The following is a 21,944-nucleotide window of genomic DNA, read 5'->3' as shown; positions in this document are numbered from 1 at the left end:
AACTACAAATGAATTATTTCTCTTCCGACTTTAAATTAGGAATTTTAGGTGGTGGTCAATTGGGCAAAATGCTTTTGGCTGACACCAGAAAATTTGACATACAAACTTTAGTCCTTGATCCAAGTGCAGAAGCACCTTCTCAATTTGGATGTAACGCTTTCTACAAAGGAAGTTTAATGGATTTTGACACCGTTTATCAATTTGGAAAAATGGTCAATTTATTGACAATCGAAATTGAAAACGTAAACCTTGATGCTTTGGATAAATTAGAAGAAGAAGGTTTAGCTGTTTTTCCATCACCAAAAACGTTGCGTTTGATTCAAAACAAAGGAAAACAGAAAGATTTTTATGTTGAAAATAAGATTCCTACTTCAAAACATTTGCGTTTTGTAGATTTGAATGACTTGAAAAAATCGCTTGAAAAAGACGAATTAGAATTTCCTTTTGTATGGAAAAGTGCTCAATTTGGTTACGATGGAAATGGTGTAAAAATTTGTCGTTCAGCTTTAGATTTAGTAAAACTTCCTGATGTGGAATGCATTGCAGAAGATATGATTCCTTTTAAAAATGAATTGGCTGTAATTGTTGCACGATCGGTTTCTGGTGAAGTAAAAACCTATCCAGTTGTAGAAATGGAATTTCATCCAGAAGCCAATCAAGTTGAATATGTAATTTGTCCTGCTCGAATTGACGAAAAAGTAGCTCAAAAAGCCATTGACGTTGCCTTGAAAGTTTCAGAAAGTTTCAATCATGTTGGATTATTAGCTGTAGAAATGTTTCAAACCGAAGACGATGAAATTTTAGTTAATGAAGTAGCTCCAAGACCACACAATTCCGGACATTATTCAATAGAAGCTAGTTATACTTCTCAATTTGAAAATCATTTACGTGCGATTTTAAACCTCCCTTTGGGAAATACTTCAAGTAAAGTTGCTGGAATTATGGTAAACTTGGTTGGTGAAGAAGGTTATGAAGGTCAAGTGGTTTATGAAAATATTGAAAAAATAATGGCCATTGATGGTGTAACTCCACATATTTATGGAAAAAGACAAACACGTGCTTTTAGAAAAATGGGTCACGTTACAATTGTAAACGAAGATATGGTTGAAGCTCGGAAGATTGCTGAAGAAGTTAAGAACTCGATTAGAGTGATTAGTGTTTAGTAAAATATTTTAAATGAAAAATCTTTTTTTCTTATTTATATTTAATTTAGGTTTTTGTCAAACTAAATCTTTTGACGAAGCATATAAAGAAAGTAATGTTTCAAAAGTTACTTTGGAAACAGAATGTGATAATATAAATTCATTGGTTGAAAAAGATATAAATAATAAATCAATTTTCCTTTTTCTTCAAAGTGGAATAGCTCCAGTTAGATTTTATAAAGATGAAAAGTTTGAAGAAAAATACGACTTACATTATTTTGAACTAGGTTGTGTAGGTTCTCATTGTGCTGAAAATTATAATTTTATAATATTTGATTATCTCTATAAAACATTTGGAAAAAAATGGATGAAAGAAATTAGAAAAGACACTCTTGGTTTTAAAGAATGGAAGAAAAATTTATAGAAATGATTAAAAATTTTCTAAAAATTAGCTTTTATAGTTTTATCACTTTTTGTGTGGTGAATTTTTTATCATTAATAATTTCAACGATTACTAATAAGATAAATGGAACATTTCCAAATTTTGAAATAGGTTTCCCTTTTACTTTTTATTATCAATTTTTAATGGATGAAAACGACTTACATCATGGTTTTAAAAAAGGACTTATTGGAAATGTTTTATTCTCATTTATAATCGTATTTTTATACTTTCAGTTGAAAACAAGAAACTTTAAACTAACTACAAACAATAAACAACATAAATAAAAATGAAAGTAGCCGTAATAATGGGTTCAAAATCCGATTTACCAGTAATGCAAGATGCAATAGATATCTTAAAAGGATTTGACATCGAAACAGAAGTCGATATTGTTTCAGCACATAGAACTCCAGAAAAATTATTTGATTTTAGTAAAAATGCTCACACACGTGGAATTTCAGTAATTATTGCTGGTGCAGGTGGAGCTGCTCATTTACCTGGAATGGTGGCTTCTATGTCTCCCTTACCTGTAATTGGTGTTCCAGTAAAATCAAGTAATTCAATTGACGGTTGGGATTCAGTTTTATCTATTTTACAAATGCCTGGTGGAGTTCCTGTAGCAACTGTCGCTTTAAATGGTGCTAAAAATGCTGGAATCCTTGCCGCTCAAATCATCGGAACTTCTGACAAATGCGTTTTAGATAAAATTATTTTTTATAAAGAAAGTCTTAAAGAAGCTGTAATAAAATCTTCAGAGTCTCTGTAAATAAAAAAGCTCCATCTCTGGAGCCATCTGAAATTCAATTAAGCATAAATAAATATTTGCTTGGGGCAAAAAGGGCTTATAACTAATTAACATCATTTCGTCGGTAAAAGTATACACTTTATCGGTAATAAAAAAATCATATGACACTTTTTTCAAAAAAATTCAGTACTAAATACGAAACAGCTCCATTTTCTCAAATAAAAATGGAAAATTACAAACCTGCTTTTGAAGAAAATATCAAAGCAGCTAAAGCCGAAATTGATGCCATTATCAATAATCCAGAAGTTCCAACTTTTGAAAACACTTTAGAAGCTTTGGATTTTTCTGGAAATGCTTTGGATAGATTATCATCGATATTTTTTAATTTAAATTCGGCTGAAACTTCTGAAGAAATGCAAAAAATTGCTCAAGAAGTTTCACCATTATTAACTGAATTTAGTAATGACATTACGTTAAATGAAGATTTATTCAAAAGAATAAAATCGGTTTATGACCAAAAAGATAGTTTGGATTTAACCACTGAACAACAAACTTTATTAGATAAAAAATACAAAAGTTTTGTTAGAAACGGTGCTTTATTGAATGACGAACAAAAAGCAAAACTTCGTGAAATTGACACGCAATTAGCCAAATTAAAACTGACTTTTGGTGAAAATGTTTTGGCTGAAACCAACAATTATCAATTGCATATCACAAATGAAAGTGATTTAAAAGGTTTACCTGAAGGAGCTATTGAAGCTGCCAAACATTTAGCTGAAAGTAAAGAAATTGAAGGTTGGATTTTTAACTTAGATTACCCAAGTTATATTCCGTTTATGACTTATGCTGATAATCGTGAATTGCGAAAAGAATTAGCCATTGCAGCTGGAAAAAAAGCTTTTCAAAACAATCAATATGATAATCAAAATAATGTAAAAGATATTGTTCGTTTGCGTCATGAACGTGCTAATTTATTGGGTTATGCTTCTCATGCTCATTTTGTTTTAGAAGAACGAATGGCTCAAAATCCTGATAAAGTAAAATCGTTTTTAAATGATTTATTGGAAAAAGCGAAACCTGCTGCAGAAAGAGAATTTACTGAATTAACTGCTTTCGCAAAAGAAATAGATGGAATTGATCATTTAGAAAAATGGGATGGTGCTTATTATTCTGAAAAATTGAAACAAAAATTATTTAATTTAGATGATGAGAAACTAAAACCTTATTTCAAACTAGAAAATGTTTTAAACGGAGCTTTCACGATTGCTGAAAAATTATATGGCATTACCTTTAAAGAAGTTTTTGATATTGACAAATACCATAAAGATGTAAAAACCTATGAAGTTTTAGATTTTGAAAACCAATTAGTAGCTGTTTTTTACGCTGACTTTTTTCCAAGAAAAGGAAAACGAAATGGTGCTTGGATGACTTCATTCAAATCGCAATCTATTAAAAATGGTGTGAACGATAGACCTCATATTTCTAATGTTTGCAACTTTACACCACCAACACCAAGCAAACCTTCACTCCTAACCTTTAATGAAGTTACGACTTTATTTCACGAATTTGGACATGGATTACATGGTATGTTAGCTAATACGGTTTATCCAAGTTTATCAGGAACATCTGTGTATTGGGATTTTGTGGAATTACCTAGTCAAGTGATGGAAAATTGGTGTTACGAACCAGAAGCTTTGGCTTTATTTGCAAAACATTACCAAACTGGAGAAGTTATTCCTCAAGAATATGTTGAAAAAATCAAAGAAAGTGCTAGTTTCTTAGAAGGAATTGCAACGATGAGACAAATTAGTTTCGGACTTTTAGACATGGCCTATCATGGAAAAGCGCAAACTATTGAAGATGTAAAATCTTTTGAAGAAGCAGCTTTTAAAAACACAAAACTATATCCTGATGTTGCCGAAAATTGCATGAGTACATCTTTTTCGCATATTTTTCAAGGTGGCTATTCTTCTGGATATTATAGTTACAAATGGGCAGAAGTTTTAGATGCTGATGCTTTTGCTTATTTTCAAGAAAAAGGAATTTTCGACAAAGAAGTGGCTACAAAATTCAAAGAAAATGTACTCTCAAAAGGAGGAACAGAACATCCAATGACGTTGTACAAAAAATTTAGAGGTCAAGAACCTAAGCCTGAAGCTTTGTTGAAACGAGCTGGGTTGATTTAGAAAATACTATTAATGAAATTAAAATTAAAATTTACAACAGATTACGGTCAGTTTTATATTAACGATAAAAATGCAAAAGGAAATACGAGTTCAGATAATTTTTGGTCAGAAGTTGCATTTCAAGATAAACTTGCTGTAGAGGATGGAGTTTTAGGAATTGGAATTGCTAACGATGAAGGTATAGTAGATTGTTTATTTGAAATTTTAAATTCAAAAAATTTAGATGACAATTTTAGTAAATTTGATCACGTTGTCGAAGCAAGTTTGAAAATTCATTCTGGGGTATTACAAGTACTAGATTGTCCGTTTTCTGAAGTTGAAATGGAAACTAAAATTGAAAATGGAGATTATAGAATACGTGTATATTCAAGTAACCTAAAATCCGCATATGATGAAAACCCTAAAGATTTTTACAAAATAGAAATGTGGAAAGAATCATATAAAGAACGAGAGGTTTTAAAAAGATATCAAGATTAAATAAAGAGCCGAATTCGAAACAATTCGGTTTTTTTTGAAACAAACTTTCATTTTTTTTTGAAACTTTAAAAACTTTTATATATCTTTGTCTCATGGAATTCAAAGAAGCAAAAAATAAATTCGTTCAAACTTGGGGTGCCTTAGGCAGTCAATGGGGAATTAACAAAACCATGGCTCAAATTCACGCACTTTTGATGGTTAGCAACGAACCTATTTCTATGGAAGACATTATGGAAGAATTACAAATTTCCCGTGGAAATGCTTCTATGAATCTTCGTGCTTTAATGGATTGGGGAATTGTTTATAAAGAATACAAAGCTGGTGAAAGAAGAGAATTTTTCACAGCAGAAAAAGATTTAGACGAATTAGCTGTAAAAATTTCAAGAGAAAGAAGTAAAAGAGAAATCAAACCTGCTTTAAAAGTTTTGAAAGAAGTTTCTACTATTGATTCAAAAACTACTGAAGAAGAAAGACACTTTATTGATCAAACAACCAAATTATACGACTTTGTTCTAAAAGCCGACAATATGTTAGAAAAAGCAACAGAATTCAAAGACAATTGGTTAGGAAGATTGGTTATTAAAATTATGAAATAGTTTTTAAATCAAATGAAAATATAAAACTTAAAAACTATTCAATGAGACCATTAAAAAACAATAAACAAAACGAATTAAATAAACTTTAACCTAAAAAAATTTAATCAAAACTTTCAATTTTTTCTGAAAGTTTAAAAATAAAAAGAATTATGGAAACAAAATTAAAATCATTAAACACTATTGCATTATTCATTCCAATATTTATTGGATTATTGGGATTTATGGCTGAAGGTCTATTTATTCTAGCCGCACTTTCAACAATGGTTACAGGTCTTATTCAGGTAGTATTGGGAATATTATATTGGATAAAGTTTCCAAAAAGTATATCTATTAAAATATATTTCTTAATAGTGATAATATTTTTTCTATTACTCTTTTCTAAAATAGCAGATAATTGGATTTGGTTTCTGCCACCAATACTTTGCTTGTATCTTTCAATACTTGTTTACTCATTAAAAGAAAATCATGAAAAATAAACTAATCATAGCAGCAGGAACAGGTTTTCTAGGTCAAGTTATCTTAAATCATTTTAAAGATAAGTTTGAAGAAATTGTAATTCTTACAAGAGGAAAATCTGAAACTAAAAACAAAGTTAAATATATCAATTGGAACGCAAAAACGCTTTCTGGTTGGGAAAAAGAATTAGAAAATGCGGATGTATTAATCAATCTTGCTGGAAAATCTGTTGATTGTAGATACACTGACAAAAACAAAGTCGAAATTTTATCATCAAGAATTGATAGTACTTCAATTTTAAACGAAGCTGTTTTACAATGCAAAAATCCTCCGAAGTATTGGTTAAATTCTTCCACTTCCACAATTTACAGACATTCTGAAGACAAACAAATGACAGAAGAAAACGGAGAAATTGGAAACGGCTTTTCAATGAATGTTGCCAAAGCTTGGGAAAAAGCATTTTTCCAAACTGATACTCCAAAAACATTAAAAACTGCTTTAAGAACTTCAATAGTTTTAGGCAAAAATGGTGGTGCATTCATTCCTTTAAAAAGATTAACACAGTTTGGTTTAGGTGGAAAACAAGGAAAAGGAAATCAATTCATAAGCTGGATTCACGAAAAAGATTTTGCAAGAACCATCGAATTTATTATTGAAAAAGAAATGACTGGAATTATAAATGTTGTTTCACCAAAACCAATTCGCAATAGAGATTTTATGAGTGAATTAAGAAAAAGTTTAAAAATACCAATTGGAATTCCAACTCCAAAACCAATATTAAAAATTGGCGCAAAAATAATTGGAACAGAAACTGAATTGGTTTTAAAAAGTAGAAATGTAATTCCTGAAAGATTACAAGAAAATGGTTTTAAATTTGAATTTGACACTTTAACTAAGGCATTTAAAAACCTAACATTATGAACCTAAACATCATTGGCTACATCATTTACTTATCCATAACAGCAATAATCATTTTAAAAGTGGGTAAAATCTGTTATACAAACGGAAACATTTTTGTAGCTCAATTAATTCCAAATCATGAAGAATTGTGTTTGAAAATTAATCAGGTTTTATTGATTGCTTATTATCTTTTCAATTTGGGTTACTGTGCTATTACTTTAGTTCAATGGAACATAATCACTACTCAAACACAGTTATTAGAAACCATTGCTATCAAAACATCCATCATTTTATTTTTAATCGGAATAATGCATTATTTCAATATTTTAATCATCACCAAACAAGTAAAAAAATTAATTTAAATATTCATCTTATGGAAACTTCAAAAATTTTAATCGGTTACGCTATTTATTTACCAATTGCAATTGGGCTAACCATTTATGTATCAAAAACTTTGTTTAAAAACAGTTTAATTTACATGAAAGACATCTTCAATGGAAGAGACGAAATTGCAAAAGCAACCAATAAATTATTCGAAACGGGATTTTATCTTTTAAATCTCGGATTTGCTTTAATGATTTTAGAACTTTATTTATACCAAAATTCCTATCAAGAATTAATCGAAAGATTAAGTTACAAAATCGGTGGATTTGCCATTTATTTGGGAATAATGCTTTTTGTAAATTTATACTTCTTCTTCAGAGGAAAAAGAAAAGCTAAAGAAAATCACAAAGAAGCTAGAATAGTAATCAACGGTTAATCATTTAACACCCTTTCAGAGTTTAAAACTCTGAAAGGGTTTCTATTTTAAAAAAAACATGACAACCATAAACCTAATCACCAAAATAAATACTTCAAAACAAATCGTTTTTGATTTAGCAAGAAACATTGATGTACATCAAAATTCAGCAAGCAAAACCAATGAAAAAGCTATTGCTGGAACAACTTCTGGTTTAATTAACTTAAATGAAACCTTAACTTGGAAAGGCAAACATTTTGGAATTTACCTAACACATACAAGTAAAATTACTGAAATGGAATTACACGATTATTTTGCTGATGAAATGATAAAAGGAAGATTCAAATCCTTCAAACATGAACATTCTTTCATTGAAAAAAATGGCAAAACGGTTATGATTGACAATTTAATGTACGAAACTCCTTTTGGAATTTTTGGAAAACTATTTGACAGACTAATTCTAAAAAAACACATGATTACTTTTGTTAAAACTAGAAATGCTGTTTTGAAAAATTTAGCTGAAAACCAATAACAAAATCAACCAAAAAAAAGGAACACTTTCTACCCAAAAAGAAGTGTAATATTTATTGCGTTTTGAAGTAGCAAAAAAGGTAAAGATAGCTAAAATTAAAGCTACCAAAAAAGTAATCAATAACTGCTGAGAAGTAATATTTGGTTTAAAAAAATCCATCACAAAGAAAGAACAAATCAAACTATAACTAAGCCATTTGGTTTTCTTCACACCCAATTTTTGCGGAATGGTTTCTAATGATTTTTCGTCAAATTGCAAATCAATTATTTCAAAAATCAACATCAAAACAAAAACCAATATAAAACGCTGCATACATTTCAAAATCACCAAAATTGAAAAATCAAATTCAGCATTTATTACAGGTAAGAGAACAGTAACTCCAACCCAAGCAATAGCTACTAAATAAATTTTTAAACCACTCCAATTTCGCATATTGGATTTATGTGGAAAAAAAGGTAATGTATATAAAATTGAGAGTAGCAAAGCTCCAAATCCAATTAGTTTGGTTTTAGTTTTTAATTCTAAAAAGTAATAAAATGCAGCTAATGATGAAATAAAACTCAGAACAATTATTGCTTTAAAAGTTTTGGTTAATTTTATTTTTTTTACACGAGCTAACTCATCATATTTTATAAAATTATAACCTACAATTGTTCCAAAAAAACCAAAATAAGCTACCGACTCATCATAAGAAATGTTTAACTTTAAAAATGTAATTCTAATCAATGCATACACAGCCAAAGCAACATGTAAACTGCTTTGAATATAAAAGTCAAACAAATATTTTAGAATTCGCATTCCACAAAAATAATCAAAGTGTTAATAAGAATGCCTTTTAGTTGAAAAAAAGACAAAATTTCGAGTGAAATTAAGAAAAAATTAAAAGTATAATAATTACTTTTGCACTTCCATCTGAAATTTGTTTTCAGATTCAAAACAACACAATTACACACTTTTACTTTTACATAAATGAAAACAGACTCATTTGCTTTAAGACACTTAGGACCAAGAGAAAACGATTTGCCAAAAATGTTGGAAACTATTGGTGTTGAAACTTTAGATCAATTAATTTATGAAACAATTCCAAGTGACATTCGTTTGAAAAAACCGTTAGAATTGGAACACATCATGACTGAATATGAATATGCAAATCATATTAGAGTTTTGGGTCGTACTAATAAGGTTTTTAAATCATATATTGGTCTTGGATATCATCCAACTATAGTTCCACCAGCCATTCAAAGAAATATTTTTGAAAATCCTGGATGGTACACAGCCTATACACCTTACCAAGCTGAAATTGCTCAAGGTCGTTTAGAGGCTATCTTAAATTTCCAAACTACAGTTATCGAATTGACTGGTATGGAAATCGCAAATGCATCTTTATTGGATGAAAGCACTGCTGCTGCTGAAGCAATGGCTTTGTTATTTGATGTTCGTTCAAGAGATCAAAAGAAAAATAATGTGTGTAAGTTCTTTGTTTCTGAAGAGATTTTACCACAAACTTTGTCTGTTTTACAAACACGTTCTACACCAATTGGAGTAGAATTAGTTATTGGAAATCATCAAGAATTTGATTTTTCTAACGAGTATTTTGGAGCAATTCTTCAATATCCAGGAAAATATGGTCAAGTTTATGATTATGCTGATTTCATCAAAAAAGCCAATGAAAACGAAATTAAAGTAGCGGTTGCTGCTGATATTTTATCCTTAGTAAAATTAACTCCTCCAGGAGAAATGGGAGCTGATGTAGTAGTTGGAACAACACAACGTTTTGGAATTCCAATGGGTTATGGTGGACCTCATGCTGCTTATTTTGCTACAAAAGAAGAATATAAACGTTCAATGCCAGGAAGAATTATCGGAGTTTCTCAAGATGCTGATGGTAATCGTGCCTTACGTATGGCATTGCAAACACGTGAACAACATATCAAACGTGAAAAAGCAACTTCAAACATTTGTACAGCTCAAGTTTTATTGTCTGTAATGGCTGGAATGTTTGCGGTTTATCATGGGCCAAATGGTTTGAGATATATTGCTGATAAAGTGCACGGAATGGCTTCTACTCTAGCTGATGCTTTGAACAAATTAGGAGTTTATCAAACTAATACTGCTTATTTTGATACAATTGTTGTTAAAGCTGATGCTAAAAAAGTGAGAGCTATTGCTGAAAGTAAAGAAGTAAATTTCTTCTACATTGACGATGAAACGATTTCAATTTCATTGAATGAAACCATTTTATTTAGTGATGTGAATGAAGTAATTGCTATTTTCGCTGAAGCTGTTGACAAAGAAGCTTTTGAAGTTTCTGAATATACTTTGGAAAACAATTATCCGATGCATTTAAATAGAAAATCGGAATTCTTAACTCACGAAGTATTCAACAAATATCATTCTGAAACAAGTCTGATGCGTTATATCAAAAAATTAGAACGTAGAGATTTATCCTTAAATCATTCAATGATTGCTTTAGGATCTTGTACAATGAAATTAAATGCAGCTGCTGAAATGTTACCTTTAAGTATGCCTTATTGGAACACCATTCACCCATTTGCTCCATTAGATCAAGTGCAAGGTTATACTAAAATGCTTAAAAAATTAGAACACCAATTAAATGTAATTACAGGTTTTGCTGGAACTACATTACAACCAAATTCTGGTGCTCAAGGTGAATATGCTGGTTTAATGGCTATTCGTGCTTATCACCAGTCAAGAGGAGATAACCAAAGAACAGTTTGTTTAATTCCTGCTTCAGCTCATGGAACAAATCCTGCGTCAGCTGCAATGGCTGGAATGAAAATTATCGTTACCAAAACTATGGAAAACGGTAATATCGATGTGGAAGATGTAAGGGAAAAAGCAATTCAATATAAAGATGAATTATCATGTTTAATGGTAACTTATCCTTCAACACATGGAGTTTTTGAAAGTGCAATTATGGAAATCACTAAAATTATTCACGATAACGGTGGTTTAGTGTATATGGATGGTGCTAACATGAATGCTCAAGTTGGATTAACAAATCCTGCTACCATTGGTGCTGATGTATGTCACTTGAATTTACATAAAACATTCGCTATTCCTCACGGTGGTGGTGGACCAGGTGTTGGGCCAATTTGTGTTAATGAAAAATTAGTTCCTTTCTTACCAAGCAACCCATTAGTTGATGTTGGTGGTGAAAAAGCTATTACTGCAATTTCTGGAGCTCCTTATGGTTCAGCTTTAGTATGTTTGATTTCTTATGGTTACATCTGTATGTTAGGTGCAGAAGGAATTACAAATGCAACAAAATATGCTATTCTGAATGCAAATTATATGAAAGCTCGTTTAGAAGAACATTATCCAATTCTATATTCTGGAGAAAAAGGAAGAGCTGCTCACGAAATGATTTTAGATTGTAGAGCTTTCAAAGCCAAAGGAATTGAAGTTACTGATATTGCAAAACGTTTAATGGATTATGGTTTCCATGCTCCAACAGTTTCGTTCCCAGTTGCTGGAACTTTAATGGTTGAGCCAACTGAATCAGAAGATGTTTCTGAATTAGATAGATTCTGTGATGCGATGATTTCTATCAGAAAAGAAATTGAAGCAGCTACAATTGAAGAACCAAACAACGTACTAAAAAACGCTCCTCATACATTGAACATGCTAACTTCTGATACTTGGACATTACCTTATTCAAGAGAAAAAGCGGCTTATCCATTAGAGTATGTTACTGAAAACAAATTTTGGCCAAGTGTTCGTCGTGTTGATGAAACTTATGGTGACAGAAATTTAGTTTGTAGTTGTGCTCCTATTGAAGCTTATATGTAAGCACGAAGTACGAAGGTAGAAATAAGAAGTTAAAGGTTTCAGAATTAATTTTTGAAACCTTTTTCTTTTTTATGATAAAAGTCAGATAATTGAATCATGAGAATACTAACTTTGTCTAAAATTTAATAAAATGAATGATATTGAAAATAGAGAAGATATTCTTTTAATCATGAGAGAATTTTATGATAAACTTTTAATAGATGAGAGCATAAGTTTTTACTTTACCAAAATAACGAATGTTGACAAGCATTTAGAACATCATTTTGAAATTTTAGCTACTTTTTGGGAGCAATCACTTTTTTTAAAAGGTGGATATAGCAACAATATGTTTCAAATTCATAAAGATTTAAACGAAAAACATGCTTTTAAAAAAGAACACTTTGAAACTTGGTTAACTCATTTTTACAATACAATAGATGCTAATTTTGAAGGTAAATATGCAGAACAAATGAAAACCAACGCTTTGAGTATGGCAACTGTAATGCAAATTAAATTTACATAAAAAACATATTAATTATAAAGATTTGACAATATATATTATACATTTTTAACAATATGACAATAGTATGCGTGCATAATAAATTAATTAAAGTTTTCTAATATATAATTATTAAATTTACATTTAAACTTCATTAAATTAACAGGATGAATATCAAAATAACAGGTTCAGGAAGTTATATTCCAACAATAAAAGTTACCAATCAAGATTTTGCAAATCATGATTTTTTAAATGAAGATGGTTCGACTTTTAATTATCCAAATGATGTAATAGCACAAAAATTTACTGAAATAACAGGTATTCTTGAAAGAAGGTATGCTGAAGAAAATCAAAACACTTCTGACATTGCCACAATTGCAGCTCAAAAAGCCATTGAAGATGCAAATATTGATCCTGAGACTTTAGATTATATAATTTTTGCTCATAATTTTGGTGACGTTAAAAAAGGAGCTATTCAAGGTGACATGCTACCAAGTTTAGCTTCTAAAGTCAAGTATAATTTACGTATAAAAAACCCAAGTTGTGTAGCTTATGATATGCTTTTTGGTTGTCCTGGTTGGGTTGAAAGCTTCATTCAAGCACAAGCATTTATCAAAGCAGGAATGGCAAAAAAATGCCTAGTTATCGGTGCAGAAACTTTGTCAAGAGTTGTTGATCCACATGATAGAGATAGTATGATTTACTCTGATGGTGCTGGAGCGACTGTTATTGAAGCAACCGAAGAAGCAGGTGGTGTTTTATCACACAAATCAGCAACTTATACCTACGATGAAGCTAATTATTTATTTTTTGGAAATTCATACAATCAAGATAATGATCCAGATGTTCGCTATATTAAAATGTATGGTCGAAAAATTTATGAATTTGCCTTATCAAATGTCCCAAAAGCGATGATGGAATGTCTTGAACAAGCCAATATCAACATCAAACAAGTTAAGAAAATATTGATTCATCAAGCTAATGAAAAAATGGATGAAGCTATCGTTCAACGTTTTTACAAACTTTATAAAGAACCTTATCCTGAAGGAATTATGCCCATGAGTATTCATAAACTAGGAAATAGTAGTGTTGCAACTGTTCCTACACTTTATGACTTAATCATGAAAGGTGAAATTGAAAATCAATCGTTAAACAAGGGTGACATTATTCTTTTCGCTTCTGTTGGTGCTGGAATGAACATAAACGCTATTGCTTACCAAATGTAAAAATGTTGCAAGATGTGTTGTAAATTGTAAGAAACAATTAAATTTGTAAATCAATTAACCTTTTACAATGTACGAAAAGACATATCCAAGCAAAAGATTCAATATTACTTTAGATTTTTTAAAAAAACACATCTCAACTAATGAATCTATTTTAGATTTAGGTGTCCCAAATCCTTTTTCTAAAATTATGGATGAGAATGGCTATTCGGTAAAAAACACTAAAGGTGAAGATTTAGACAATGATCAAACTACCTTACTAAAAGAAGATTATTCTGTCTTAACTGCTTTTGAAATTTTTGAACATTTACTAAATCCATATACCATTTTAGAAAATGTAAAATGCAATAAAATTTTAATTTCTATTCCAATGCGATTGTGGTTTTCATCAGCTTATAGAAGTAAAACAGATAAATGGGACAGACACTATCACGAATTTGAAGATTGGCAATTAGATTGGTTATTAGAGAAAACAGGTTTCAAAATTGTAGATAGCATAAAATTTACACATCCAGTCAAAAAAATTGGTTTTAGACCTTTATTGAGGTACTTTACTAATCGTTACTATTTAGTTTATGCAGAAAGAGAAAAAAGATAAAAGAGTATAGAAAATAGATTTTATCTTATGAACTATTACATTATCATTCCGGCTTATAACGAAGAACAGTTTATTGAATTAACACTTCAATCAATTGTCAACCAAACTGTTTTACCCAAAAAAATAGTTATAGTTGATGATAATTCAACTGATAAAACTTTTGAAATTGCTGAAAAATATGCTGAAAGATTCTCCTTTATAACTACAATCAAAAACAATTCTGAATCCATTCATTTACCTGGAAGCAAAGTCATTAAGGCATTTAACCAAGGGTTATCGCAATTAGACGATGAATATGATGTCATTGTAAAACTAGATTCAGACTTAATTTTACCTTTAAATTACTTTGAAACTATTTTAAATCACTTTAAGTCTGATGATTCAATTGGAATGGTTGGTGGTTTTTGTTATATTGAGAAAAATGATGAATGGGTTTTAGAAAACTTAACCGATAAAGACCATATTCGTGGTGCATTAAAAGCTTATAGAAAAGAAACTTTTAAACAAATTGGTGGTTTAAAAGCTGCTATGGGTTGGGATACTGTGGACGAATTACTATGTAAATTTTACAATTGGAAAGTTGTTACAGATGAAACCTTACATGTAAAACACTTAAAACCAACTGGAGCCAATTACAACAAAGCAGCTCGTTATAAACAAGGAGAAGCGTTTTATAGTTTGGGTTATGGTTTTTGGATTACAGCAATTGCATCTTTAAAACTAGCTTTACGAAAGAGAAAACCTTTCCTTTTTATAGATTACATAAATGGTTTTTGGAAAGCTAAAGCATCAGGAAAGGAATTATTTGTTACGAAAGAGCAAGCGAAGTTTATTAGAAACTATCGTTGGAAAAAAATAAAAGAAAAACTTATCTAACCAATTTAAATGCAAACAAATTAGTATTTTTGAATATATTTTAAAACTATGATGCTAATTCGATACCTAACTCAGATAGGTCGTTATTTTATAATGCTGAAAGAAATTTTCAAGCAACCTACCAAATGGAAAGTCATGAGACAACTTATTTTTAAGGAAATTGATGACTTAATCATTGATTCATTGGGAATTGTAGCTTTTATTTCTTTTTTCGTTGGTGGTGTTGTAGCCATTCAAACAGCTTTAAACTTAACAAATCCTTTAATTCCAAAACACTTAATTGGATTTGCAACTAGACAATCTGTAATCTTAGAATTTGCTCCAACTTTTATATCCATAATTATGGCTGGTAAAATGGGTTCATTCATTACTTCAAGTATAGGAACTATGCGTGTTACCGAACAAATTGATGCTTTAGAAGTTATGGGTGTAAATTCACTTAATTATTTGGTTTTCCCTAAACTTATTGCTCTTCTACTATATCCTTTTGTAATTGGAATTAGTATGTTTTTAGGAGTTCTTGGTGGCTGGATGGCTGGAGTTTATGGAGGTTTTACATCTAGTGCTGAATTTATTGAAGGTATTCAAACCGATTTTATTCCTTTTCATATTACTTATGCTTTTATTAAAACTTGTGTGTTTGCATTTATTTTAGCAACTATACCATCATTTCATGGTTATTATATGAAAGGTGGAGCTCTTGAAGTAGGAAAAGCTAGTACTGTTGCCTTTGTTTGGACTTCAGTTGTAATTATTTTGATTAACTATGTATTAACTCAACTCCTTTTAAGCTCATGATAGAAGTTAAAAATTTAGAAAAAACTTTTGGTGACCAAAAAGTATTAAAAGGAATATCCACAACTTTTGAAGCTGGAAAAACGAATTTAATTATTGGTCAAAGTGGTTCTGGAAAAACGGTTTTCTTGAAGTCATTATTGGGAATTCATACTCCTGAAACTGGAACTATTGCATTTAATGGCAGAATTTATTCTAACCTATCAAATGATGAAAAAAGAGAACTAAGAACTGAAATAGGAATGGTTTTTCAGGGTAGTGCTTTGTTTGATAGTATGACTGTTGAAGAGAATATTGGTTTTCCACTTACGATGTTTACCAAAAAGACAAAAGCGGAAATTAGTGAACGTGTTAATTTTGTAATTAATCGAGTAAACCTAATCGATGCAAACGATAAAAAACCTTCTGAAATTTCAGGTGGAATGCAAAAACGTGTTGCCATTGCAAGAGCAATTGTAAATAACCCAAAATATCTTTTTTGTGATGAACCAAATTCGGGTTTAGATCCAAAAACAGCCATTGTTATTGATAATTTGATTAAAGAAATTACAGAAGAATATAACATTACAACTGTAATTAATACACACGACATGAACTCTGTAATGGAAATTGGTGAAAAAATTGTTTTCTTAAAAAATGGATTAGTAGCTTGGGAAGGTTCTAATAGAGAAATCTTTAAAACCGATAATGAAGCCGTTACCGATTTTGTTTATTCATCTGAATTATTCAAAAAAGTCAGAAAAATGTATATTGAAGAAGATCAAAATTAATAAGAAACGTAAACCCAACCTGTTTTACTTTCTCCTTCATTAAATTCTAAAACATAGTAATAGGTTGAAGCTGGCAAACGTTTATTATCGTTGGTTTGACCTTTCCATTCGTTTATATAATTATCTTTATCATAAACTAATCGTCCGTATCTGTTATAAATGTAAATTTTCTTCACATTATATCCTGTTAAATCAAAATAATCATTTATTCCATCATCATCTGGTGAAAAACCATTAGGAATAAAACAATTTGTGTTTTCAACAACTGCAAATGAACTTGATTTACAGCCTAGAGCATCTGTGACCTCAACATTATATGTTCCTATCTCTAAATTTGGAACTACTATATTTTGCGTAAAGCTAACAAAACCATTTGGTCCTGTCCAGGAATAAGTTGCATTAGAAAAGTCGCTTGAATTTACAATGTTTATTTCATAGTTTTTACCATTACAACCTTGTTCTAAAACCACATCAAATGAATTTATTTTTTCAATAATTTCAATATCTTTTTGATTGGCACATCCATTATTATTAATAATCACACTATAATTTCCTGTTTCTGAAATCTGTAACGTTGAAGCTGTATTTGAAAGCAAACTGTTTTCATAATACCATTCTATAGTAGCTGAATTTACATTAAAATTTGTTGGAGTGATTGTCAATGTTTCATTTTGTCCAATACAAATTGAAGTTGTTCCATCAATAGAAAAATCTGGAATAGGATTACTGTTTACAACCATTTGTTCTGTTGCAGAATTACAACCATCTACAGTTACATAAACAAAATAAGTTCCATCGTTTGTACTATCAAAACTTGTAATCAATGGATTTTGATGTGTTGAAGTAAAACCACTTGGTCCTGTCCAAAAATAAGTAGCGTTAGTAATCAAACTAGCTTCAAGCAGAACATCATCACCCACACAAATTGGACTTGGAGCCGATAAAACTGGAGAAGCTGGTAAATCTTTGATTGTAATTGTAATTGTTGCTTCGTCTGAAACAGCACAAAATCCATTAACTGTATATGTAAAAATATGGTTTCCTACAGCATAATCAGTTGGATTAATTGTAGCACTAACAGGGTCTCCATTTGAGTCTGTCCATATTCCACCATTATCATGTGGGTTTGCTAAAAATGAATTTAAACTTATTTGTGTATTTTCTCTACATATTGATGAAGCATTATCAGCACCAGCATTAGGGTTGAAACCATTTGGACTTATTGTATATTCTATAGTTTGGTTTATACAGCTATTGGCATTTGTTGTGGACAATTGAACTGCATAAGTACCCGTGTCACTTGCACTATTAAAAGGAGAAAACTGCAAAATATTTGAAGTGCTTAATATTACCGTTGGATTTAGAGTATTATACCACTCATAAGTAACAAATGGAAAATCTTGAATTTCTAATTGACCATTTGTTCCATTACAAAGATTAGAAGCTATGATTTCTGGTTCTGGCAATAAATTTACGTCAAACAACCTATTTACAAAATTGCCACATACATCTTCTACTTTAAAATTATAAGTTGCTGGAGCTAATCCTGAAAAAGTATTTGAAGTACCATTACTTACAACAAAAGGCAATCCATCTTTTAGTGTAATACTGTATTGAAGAGGAGGCAAACCAGTGGCAATAATTACAACCTCTTGAGTATTATTTAAACATGGGAAAGCATATGCGTCAATAATTTTTGGACCACCTTGAAATTCAAACTCATCTAAAACTACAATACATCTGTTTAAACTTGATGAACCATTAGAATAATTAAAAAACATTTTTACAATTCTAAACAAACCTGAATAAGCTAAGTTTATATTATTTGCGTTGTTAGTTAATTGCACAGCATTAGTTGCATTTAGACTGTTACCAGGTATATAATCAAACCCAGTAGAAGGATGCTCCCAAACACCATTTGTTGCGTTATATTTTTGTAACCAAAATGATGATATGTAATTTCCATTACTTGTATGTGCTAATTGCAAATTAAATGAACCACAATTTTCTGCAATATTAATAGATGTGTTTCCTGCGTTCAAACCTTCAACTACACTAATCTTAGTTCTATCAAAACCACAATTATCAATAACTCTGAATTTATATTGTCCTCCAGGTAAAGAATTCATATACAATGAACCGTTTGATGCAATGTTTGAGGATATATTGTATGGCAAGGCAAATGCAAAAGAAGCTGGTGCCTCTAAAATTTCAGCATAAGTTATAATTGAATTTTGTACATTAATAACAATCGATGTCATATCTAAAGTACAACCTGGTCTATAACCAACACCAATATTTCCTGCAATTGCATCAACTGTTGCGTTGTGTGTATAAGTATTTCCACAAACGTCTGTCAACGTAAAAGAGTAAGTTCCAGCAGGTATATTTTCTAAAAGGAAAACATTATTAGTACCTATAAATGTAGAAACATCTTGAGGAACTGGATTTGAATAACTAGATGGAGCAGCTGTTAATATTACAGAATCAATTTCTTTTATAGGGTTAAAAAACAATGATATAGAGCCAGCACTTAATCCACACTCAGAAGGAACAGTTAAATCCTCTACAATAGTTGTTTGAGGAGGCAAAATAACAAATGTCACTTGCGAAATAGTTCCACAACTATCAATTACCTCTACGACATAAGTTCCTGGAGGTAATGAATTGCCCAAGCCTCCAAAAAAAGTACTACCATCATTATAAGGTCCTGGAAAATTTGTATTATAACTTGAAGGATTAAAACCAGGTGGAAAAGTTATAAAATTTAAATTGTAAGGTGGAACAAAATTCAAAAGTGCTAATTCCACAAAATTATCATTACAACCTGCAATACCAGTAATTGCCTCTAAGCTAATATTAAACTCTATACTATTATTATTAAGAACATAAGTGTTTCCACAAGCATCCGTTAACAAAACATCGTAAGCATAAGAAACATTATTTTCCATTGGAATTGCCAAATTAATTGAGGTTGTCCCAGAAGAGATGGTCTGATTGAGAATAATATCAGCTCCAGCTGGTGGATGAATAGTAGTTTGCACTGTTATTGGATATAAAAATACATTTGTATCATCTAAATCAAGTGTATGCACAACATTCACAGCTGTACAAGTAGCTGTTGAAGAAACATCTAAAGACGGATCTGAAATTTCTATAGGTGTAAATGTTACATTATTATTGTTAAGAGTATATATATTACCACAACCATCAGTTATTAATAAGTTATAAGGATATGATTGGTTGTTTGAAGTTGGAATAGTCAAATTAAAAGATGTTCCAGAAGAAATTACTTGATTTGTAACAATTTGTGGACCAGTTGGAGGAATAATTGTAGTCTGAATTGTCAAAGGATAAACTATTTGAGTTCCTGATCCTGAAGATATATTATGAGAAACACTAATTGAATTACATCCTAAAATTTGCAATAAAACTGGTTGAAAAATTTGAAGAGAAGAAGTTGTTGTTAGTAATGTAAATGCCTGAACCGTACCATCTCCACAATTATCCACAACTCTTATGTTATAAATTCCTGCAACTAAACCTGTAAAAACATTACTTGCTTGAACTCCTGTTGTAATTGGACCAGCTATAATTTGATAAGAAACTGCAGTTGCGGAAGCACTAACTGTTATTGTTCCATCGTTACCACACAAAATGTTTGTCCCAGTAATCGAAAAAGTTAGAGGAATAATATTATTGGCAATTGTAGCTGTTTGACTTGCTGTTGTTTGAACACCATTTACTGTTTGTGAAGCTATAACTAAATAGTTTCCAGCAACTAAACCTCCGTATGAACTTCCAGAAACAGTTGCAATTGGTGTAGTTGTGTTTGGCAGTAAATAAACACTATAAAAAATAGGCACTCCAGATGTTTGATTGGTTACTGTAAAAGCTAAAGAACCATTCCCTGTACAGGTTTCATTTGTTACAGTTAATTGTAAATCTAATGCCAATGTTTTTTGGTTAGAAAAAAACAAGAAAACAAAAAACGTAAAAAGTATTTTTCTTCCCATAAATAGATAATTAAAAATTCGATTTTGACTAATAGACTCTTATAATTTTGAAACAATTTTTTTAATATCTTGCTCTTTGCTTTTTGGATAAATTAATAAAACATCATCTTTATCTACAATGATATAATCATTTAATCCGTCTATAACAATTGTTTTTTTGTTGTTAGCTCTTATTATATTATTAGATGCATTTTCTAAAACTACAGTTGCGTTAACAACAGCATTTTTATTCTCATCCTTATCTAATTTTTCATGCAAGGAGCCCCAAGTACCAAGATCATTCCAATCAAAAGTAGCTGGCAAAACATAAACGTTATTTGCTTTTTCTAAAATAGCATAATCAATTGAAATATTTTCTGCTCCAGCATAATTATCGTTGATAAAATCTCGCTCTGCACTTGTATTTAACCTATCCAAACCTCTTACAAACAAATTATTCATAATGGGTTGAAATTCTGAAAAAGCTTGTGTTATAGCTTTTGCACTCCAAATAAAAATACCCCCATTCCACAGAAAATTACCACTAGCTAAAAAAGATTTTGCTGTTTCATAATCTGGTTTTTCTCTAAATTGATTTACCTTTTTTATTGGGTTTGAATCTGTTTTATCAAATTCAATATAACCAAAACCTGTATTTGGAAATGTTGGTTGAATTCCTAAGGTCATTAAGGCATTTTCTGAATTACAAAAATCAAAACATTGTTTTAAATTTTGAGTAAATTCATCTTCATCTTCAATCCAATGATCACTTGGAGCTACAACCATTAGAGCATCAGGATTTTGCTTTTGAATTTTTAAGGAGGCATATAAAATACACGGTGCTGTATTTCGCATTGCTGGTTCTAACAAAACTTGTTCTTGTTTTACCATCGGCAATTGCTCTAAAACTAAATTGTTGTATTTTTCATTGGTTAGGATAAAAATATTCTCAGCTGGAATCAATTTGGCTAATCTAGAAAATGTTTTTTGAATTAAAGTATCTCCAGTTCCAAGCATATCATGAAACTGTTTAGGAAAATCAACTGTACTTACTGGCCAAAAACGAGAACCAACTCCACCAGCCATCAATATTGCATAATAATTTTTATTCATTGTTTTTTTGTAATTTATATTTACAAAATTAATTTCTAAATATACTAATTAATCTCAAATTCTATTAAATG

The 21,944-nt window shown here is 30.3% G+C and carries 22 protein-coding genes; 19 read left to right on the top strand and 3 right to left on the bottom strand.

Translation table 11 applies throughout. The features are described from left to right. The first annotated feature begins 8 nt into the window (after positions 1–8). The 12 genes from ACFO3U_RS05495 to ACFO3U_RS05440 all read left to right on the top strand — a co-directional run bounded on the left by ACFO3U_RS05495 (position 9) and on the right by ACFO3U_RS05440 (position 8,212). A complete protein-coding gene (locus tag ACFO3U_RS05495) occupies positions 9–1,163 on the top strand; it encodes a 5-(carboxyamino)imidazole ribonucleotide synthase (RefSeq protein WP_379738925.1) in 1,155 nt (384 codons plus the stop codon). Between the two features lie 13 nt (positions 1,164–1,176). Next, complete coding sequence (locus ACFO3U_RS05490) at positions 1,177–1,566, top strand: FEKKY domain-containing protein (RefSeq protein WP_379738922.1); 390 nt, start codon at positions 1,177–1,179, stop codon at positions 1,564–1,566. Between the two features lie 2 nt (positions 1,567–1,568). Further along, positions 1,569–1,868: a hypothetical protein gene (locus tag ACFO3U_RS05485; RefSeq protein ID WP_379738919.1), complete on the top strand. Its 300-nt coding sequence runs from the start codon at positions 1,569–1,571 to the stop codon at positions 1,866–1,868. 2 nt (positions 1,869–1,870) lie between these two features. Beyond that, positions 1,871–2,347, top strand: a complete 477-nt coding sequence (purE, locus tag ACFO3U_RS05480) for a 5-(carboxyamino)imidazole ribonucleotide mutase (protein WP_379738916.1) — start codon at positions 1,871–1,873, stop codon at positions 2,345–2,347. A gap of 140 nt (positions 2,348–2,487) precedes the next feature. Beyond that, complete coding sequence (locus ACFO3U_RS05475) at positions 2,488–4,512, top strand: M3 family metallopeptidase (RefSeq protein WP_379738914.1); 2,025 nt, start codon at positions 2,488–2,490, stop codon at positions 4,510–4,512. A 12-nt stretch (positions 4,513–4,524) separates the two neighbouring features. Further along, a complete protein-coding gene (locus ACFO3U_RS05470) occupies positions 4,525–4,989 on the top strand; it encodes a hypothetical protein (protein ID WP_379738911.1) in 465 nt (154 codons plus the stop codon). 92 nt (positions 4,990–5,081) lie between these two features. Next, positions 5,082–5,585 (top strand): GbsR/MarR family transcriptional regulator, encoded by a 504-nt coding sequence (locus ACFO3U_RS05465; RefSeq protein WP_379738908.1) that lies wholly within the window; start codon positions 5,082–5,084, stop codon positions 5,583–5,585. Positions 5,586–5,734: 149 nt separating this feature from the next. Next, entirely contained in the window at positions 5,735–6,061 is a 327-nt protein-coding gene (locus ACFO3U_RS05460; protein WP_379738905.1) for a hypothetical protein, read from the top strand. Further along, the gene (locus tag ACFO3U_RS05455) at positions 6,051–6,962 is read left to right on the top strand and encodes a TIGR01777 family oxidoreductase (RefSeq protein WP_379738902.1); all 912 of its coding nucleotides are present in this window, start codon (positions 6,051–6,053) and stop codon (positions 6,960–6,962) included. The genes ACFO3U_RS05460 and ACFO3U_RS05455 overlap by 11 nt, the downstream gene beginning before the upstream one ends. Next, the gene (locus tag ACFO3U_RS05450) at positions 6,959–7,303 is read left to right on the top strand and encodes a hypothetical protein (RefSeq protein ID WP_379738898.1); all 345 of its coding nucleotides are present in this window, start codon (positions 6,959–6,961) and stop codon (positions 7,301–7,303) included. The genes ACFO3U_RS05455 and ACFO3U_RS05450 overlap by 4 nt, the downstream gene beginning before the upstream one ends. Before the next feature lie 11 nt (positions 7,304–7,314). Beyond that, positions 7,315–7,701, top strand: a complete 387-nt coding sequence (locus ACFO3U_RS05445) for a hypothetical protein (RefSeq protein ID WP_379738895.1) — start codon at positions 7,315–7,317, stop codon at positions 7,699–7,701. 58 nt (positions 7,702–7,759) lie between these two features. Further along, complete coding sequence (locus ACFO3U_RS05440) at positions 7,760–8,212, top strand: SRPBCC family protein (protein WP_379738892.1); 453 nt, start codon at positions 7,760–7,762, stop codon at positions 8,210–8,212. On the opposite strand, the gene ACFO3U_RS05435 is transcribed toward ACFO3U_RS05440, so the two are convergent. After that, positions 8,195–9,010 (bottom strand): UbiA prenyltransferase family protein, encoded by an 816-nt coding sequence (locus ACFO3U_RS05435; RefSeq protein WP_379738889.1) that lies wholly within the window; start codon positions 9,008–9,010, stop codon positions 8,195–8,197. The genes ACFO3U_RS05440 and ACFO3U_RS05435 overlap by 18 nt on opposite strands. 171 nt (positions 9,011–9,181) lie before the next feature. Here ACFO3U_RS05435 and gcvP point away from each other — a divergent pair, with 171 nt between their 5' ends. From gcvP to ACFO3U_RS05400, 7 genes are all read left to right on the top strand, one after another. Continuing rightward, on the top strand, positions 9,182–12,025 hold the full coding sequence (gcvP, locus tag ACFO3U_RS05430; protein ID WP_379738886.1) for an aminomethyl-transferring glycine dehydrogenase: 2,844 nt from the start codon (positions 9,182–9,184) through the stop codon (positions 12,023–12,025). A gap of 130 nt (positions 12,026–12,155) precedes the next feature. Next, a complete protein-coding gene (locus tag ACFO3U_RS05425) occupies positions 12,156–12,527 on the top strand; it encodes a group III truncated hemoglobin (RefSeq protein ID WP_379738883.1) in 372 nt (123 codons plus the stop codon). 143 nt (positions 12,528–12,670) lie between these two features. Next, entirely contained in the window at positions 12,671–13,729 is a 1,059-nt protein-coding gene (locus tag ACFO3U_RS05420; RefSeq protein WP_379738880.1) for a 3-oxoacyl-ACP synthase III family protein, read from the top strand. A gap of 67 nt (positions 13,730–13,796) precedes the next feature. Then, positions 13,797–14,324, top strand: coding sequence for a class I SAM-dependent methyltransferase (locus ACFO3U_RS05415; RefSeq protein ID WP_379738876.1), 528 nt, complete (start codon positions 13,797–13,799; stop codon positions 14,322–14,324). 27 nt (positions 14,325–14,351) lie between these two features. Beyond that, the gene (locus tag ACFO3U_RS05410) at positions 14,352–15,200 is read left to right on the top strand and encodes a glycosyltransferase family 2 protein (RefSeq protein ID WP_379738873.1); all 849 of its coding nucleotides are present in this window, start codon (positions 14,352–14,354) and stop codon (positions 15,198–15,200) included. 48 nt (positions 15,201–15,248) lie between these two features. Beyond that, a complete protein-coding gene (locus ACFO3U_RS05405; protein WP_379738870.1) occupies positions 15,249–15,998 on the top strand; it encodes an MlaE family ABC transporter permease in 750 nt (249 codons plus the stop codon). Then, positions 15,995–16,765 (top strand): ABC transporter ATP-binding protein, encoded by a 771-nt coding sequence (locus ACFO3U_RS05400; RefSeq protein WP_379738867.1) that lies wholly within the window; start codon positions 15,995–15,997, stop codon positions 16,763–16,765. Before ACFO3U_RS05405 ends, ACFO3U_RS05400 begins: the two co-directional genes overlap by 4 nt. Here the strand turns inward: ACFO3U_RS05400 and ACFO3U_RS05395 are convergent. Together ACFO3U_RS05395 and ACFO3U_RS05390 are read right to left on the bottom strand one after the other, a co-directional pair. Continuing rightward, entirely contained in the window at positions 16,762–20,781 is a 4,020-nt protein-coding gene (locus tag ACFO3U_RS05395; protein WP_379738864.1) for a T9SS type B sorting domain-containing protein, read from the bottom strand. The genes ACFO3U_RS05400 and ACFO3U_RS05395 overlap by 4 nt on opposite strands. A 39-nt stretch (positions 20,782–20,820) precedes the next feature. Beyond that, positions 20,821–21,873 carry a mannose-1-phosphate guanylyltransferase gene (locus tag ACFO3U_RS05390; RefSeq protein WP_379738861.1) on the bottom strand — a complete coding sequence of 351 codons (1,053 nt, stop codon included), beginning with the start codon at positions 21,871–21,873 and terminating at the stop codon, positions 20,821–20,823. Positions 21,874–21,944: the final 71 nt, after the last annotated feature.

Origin of the sequence: Flavobacterium ponti (assembly GCF_042652765.1) — a bacterium.
GTDB lineage: Bacteria > Bacteroidota > Bacteroidia > Flavobacteriales > Flavobacteriaceae > Flavobacterium > Flavobacterium ponti.
Note: the sequence above shows the minus strand (reverse complement) of the source record. Positions and strands in the feature narration are given on the sequence as shown.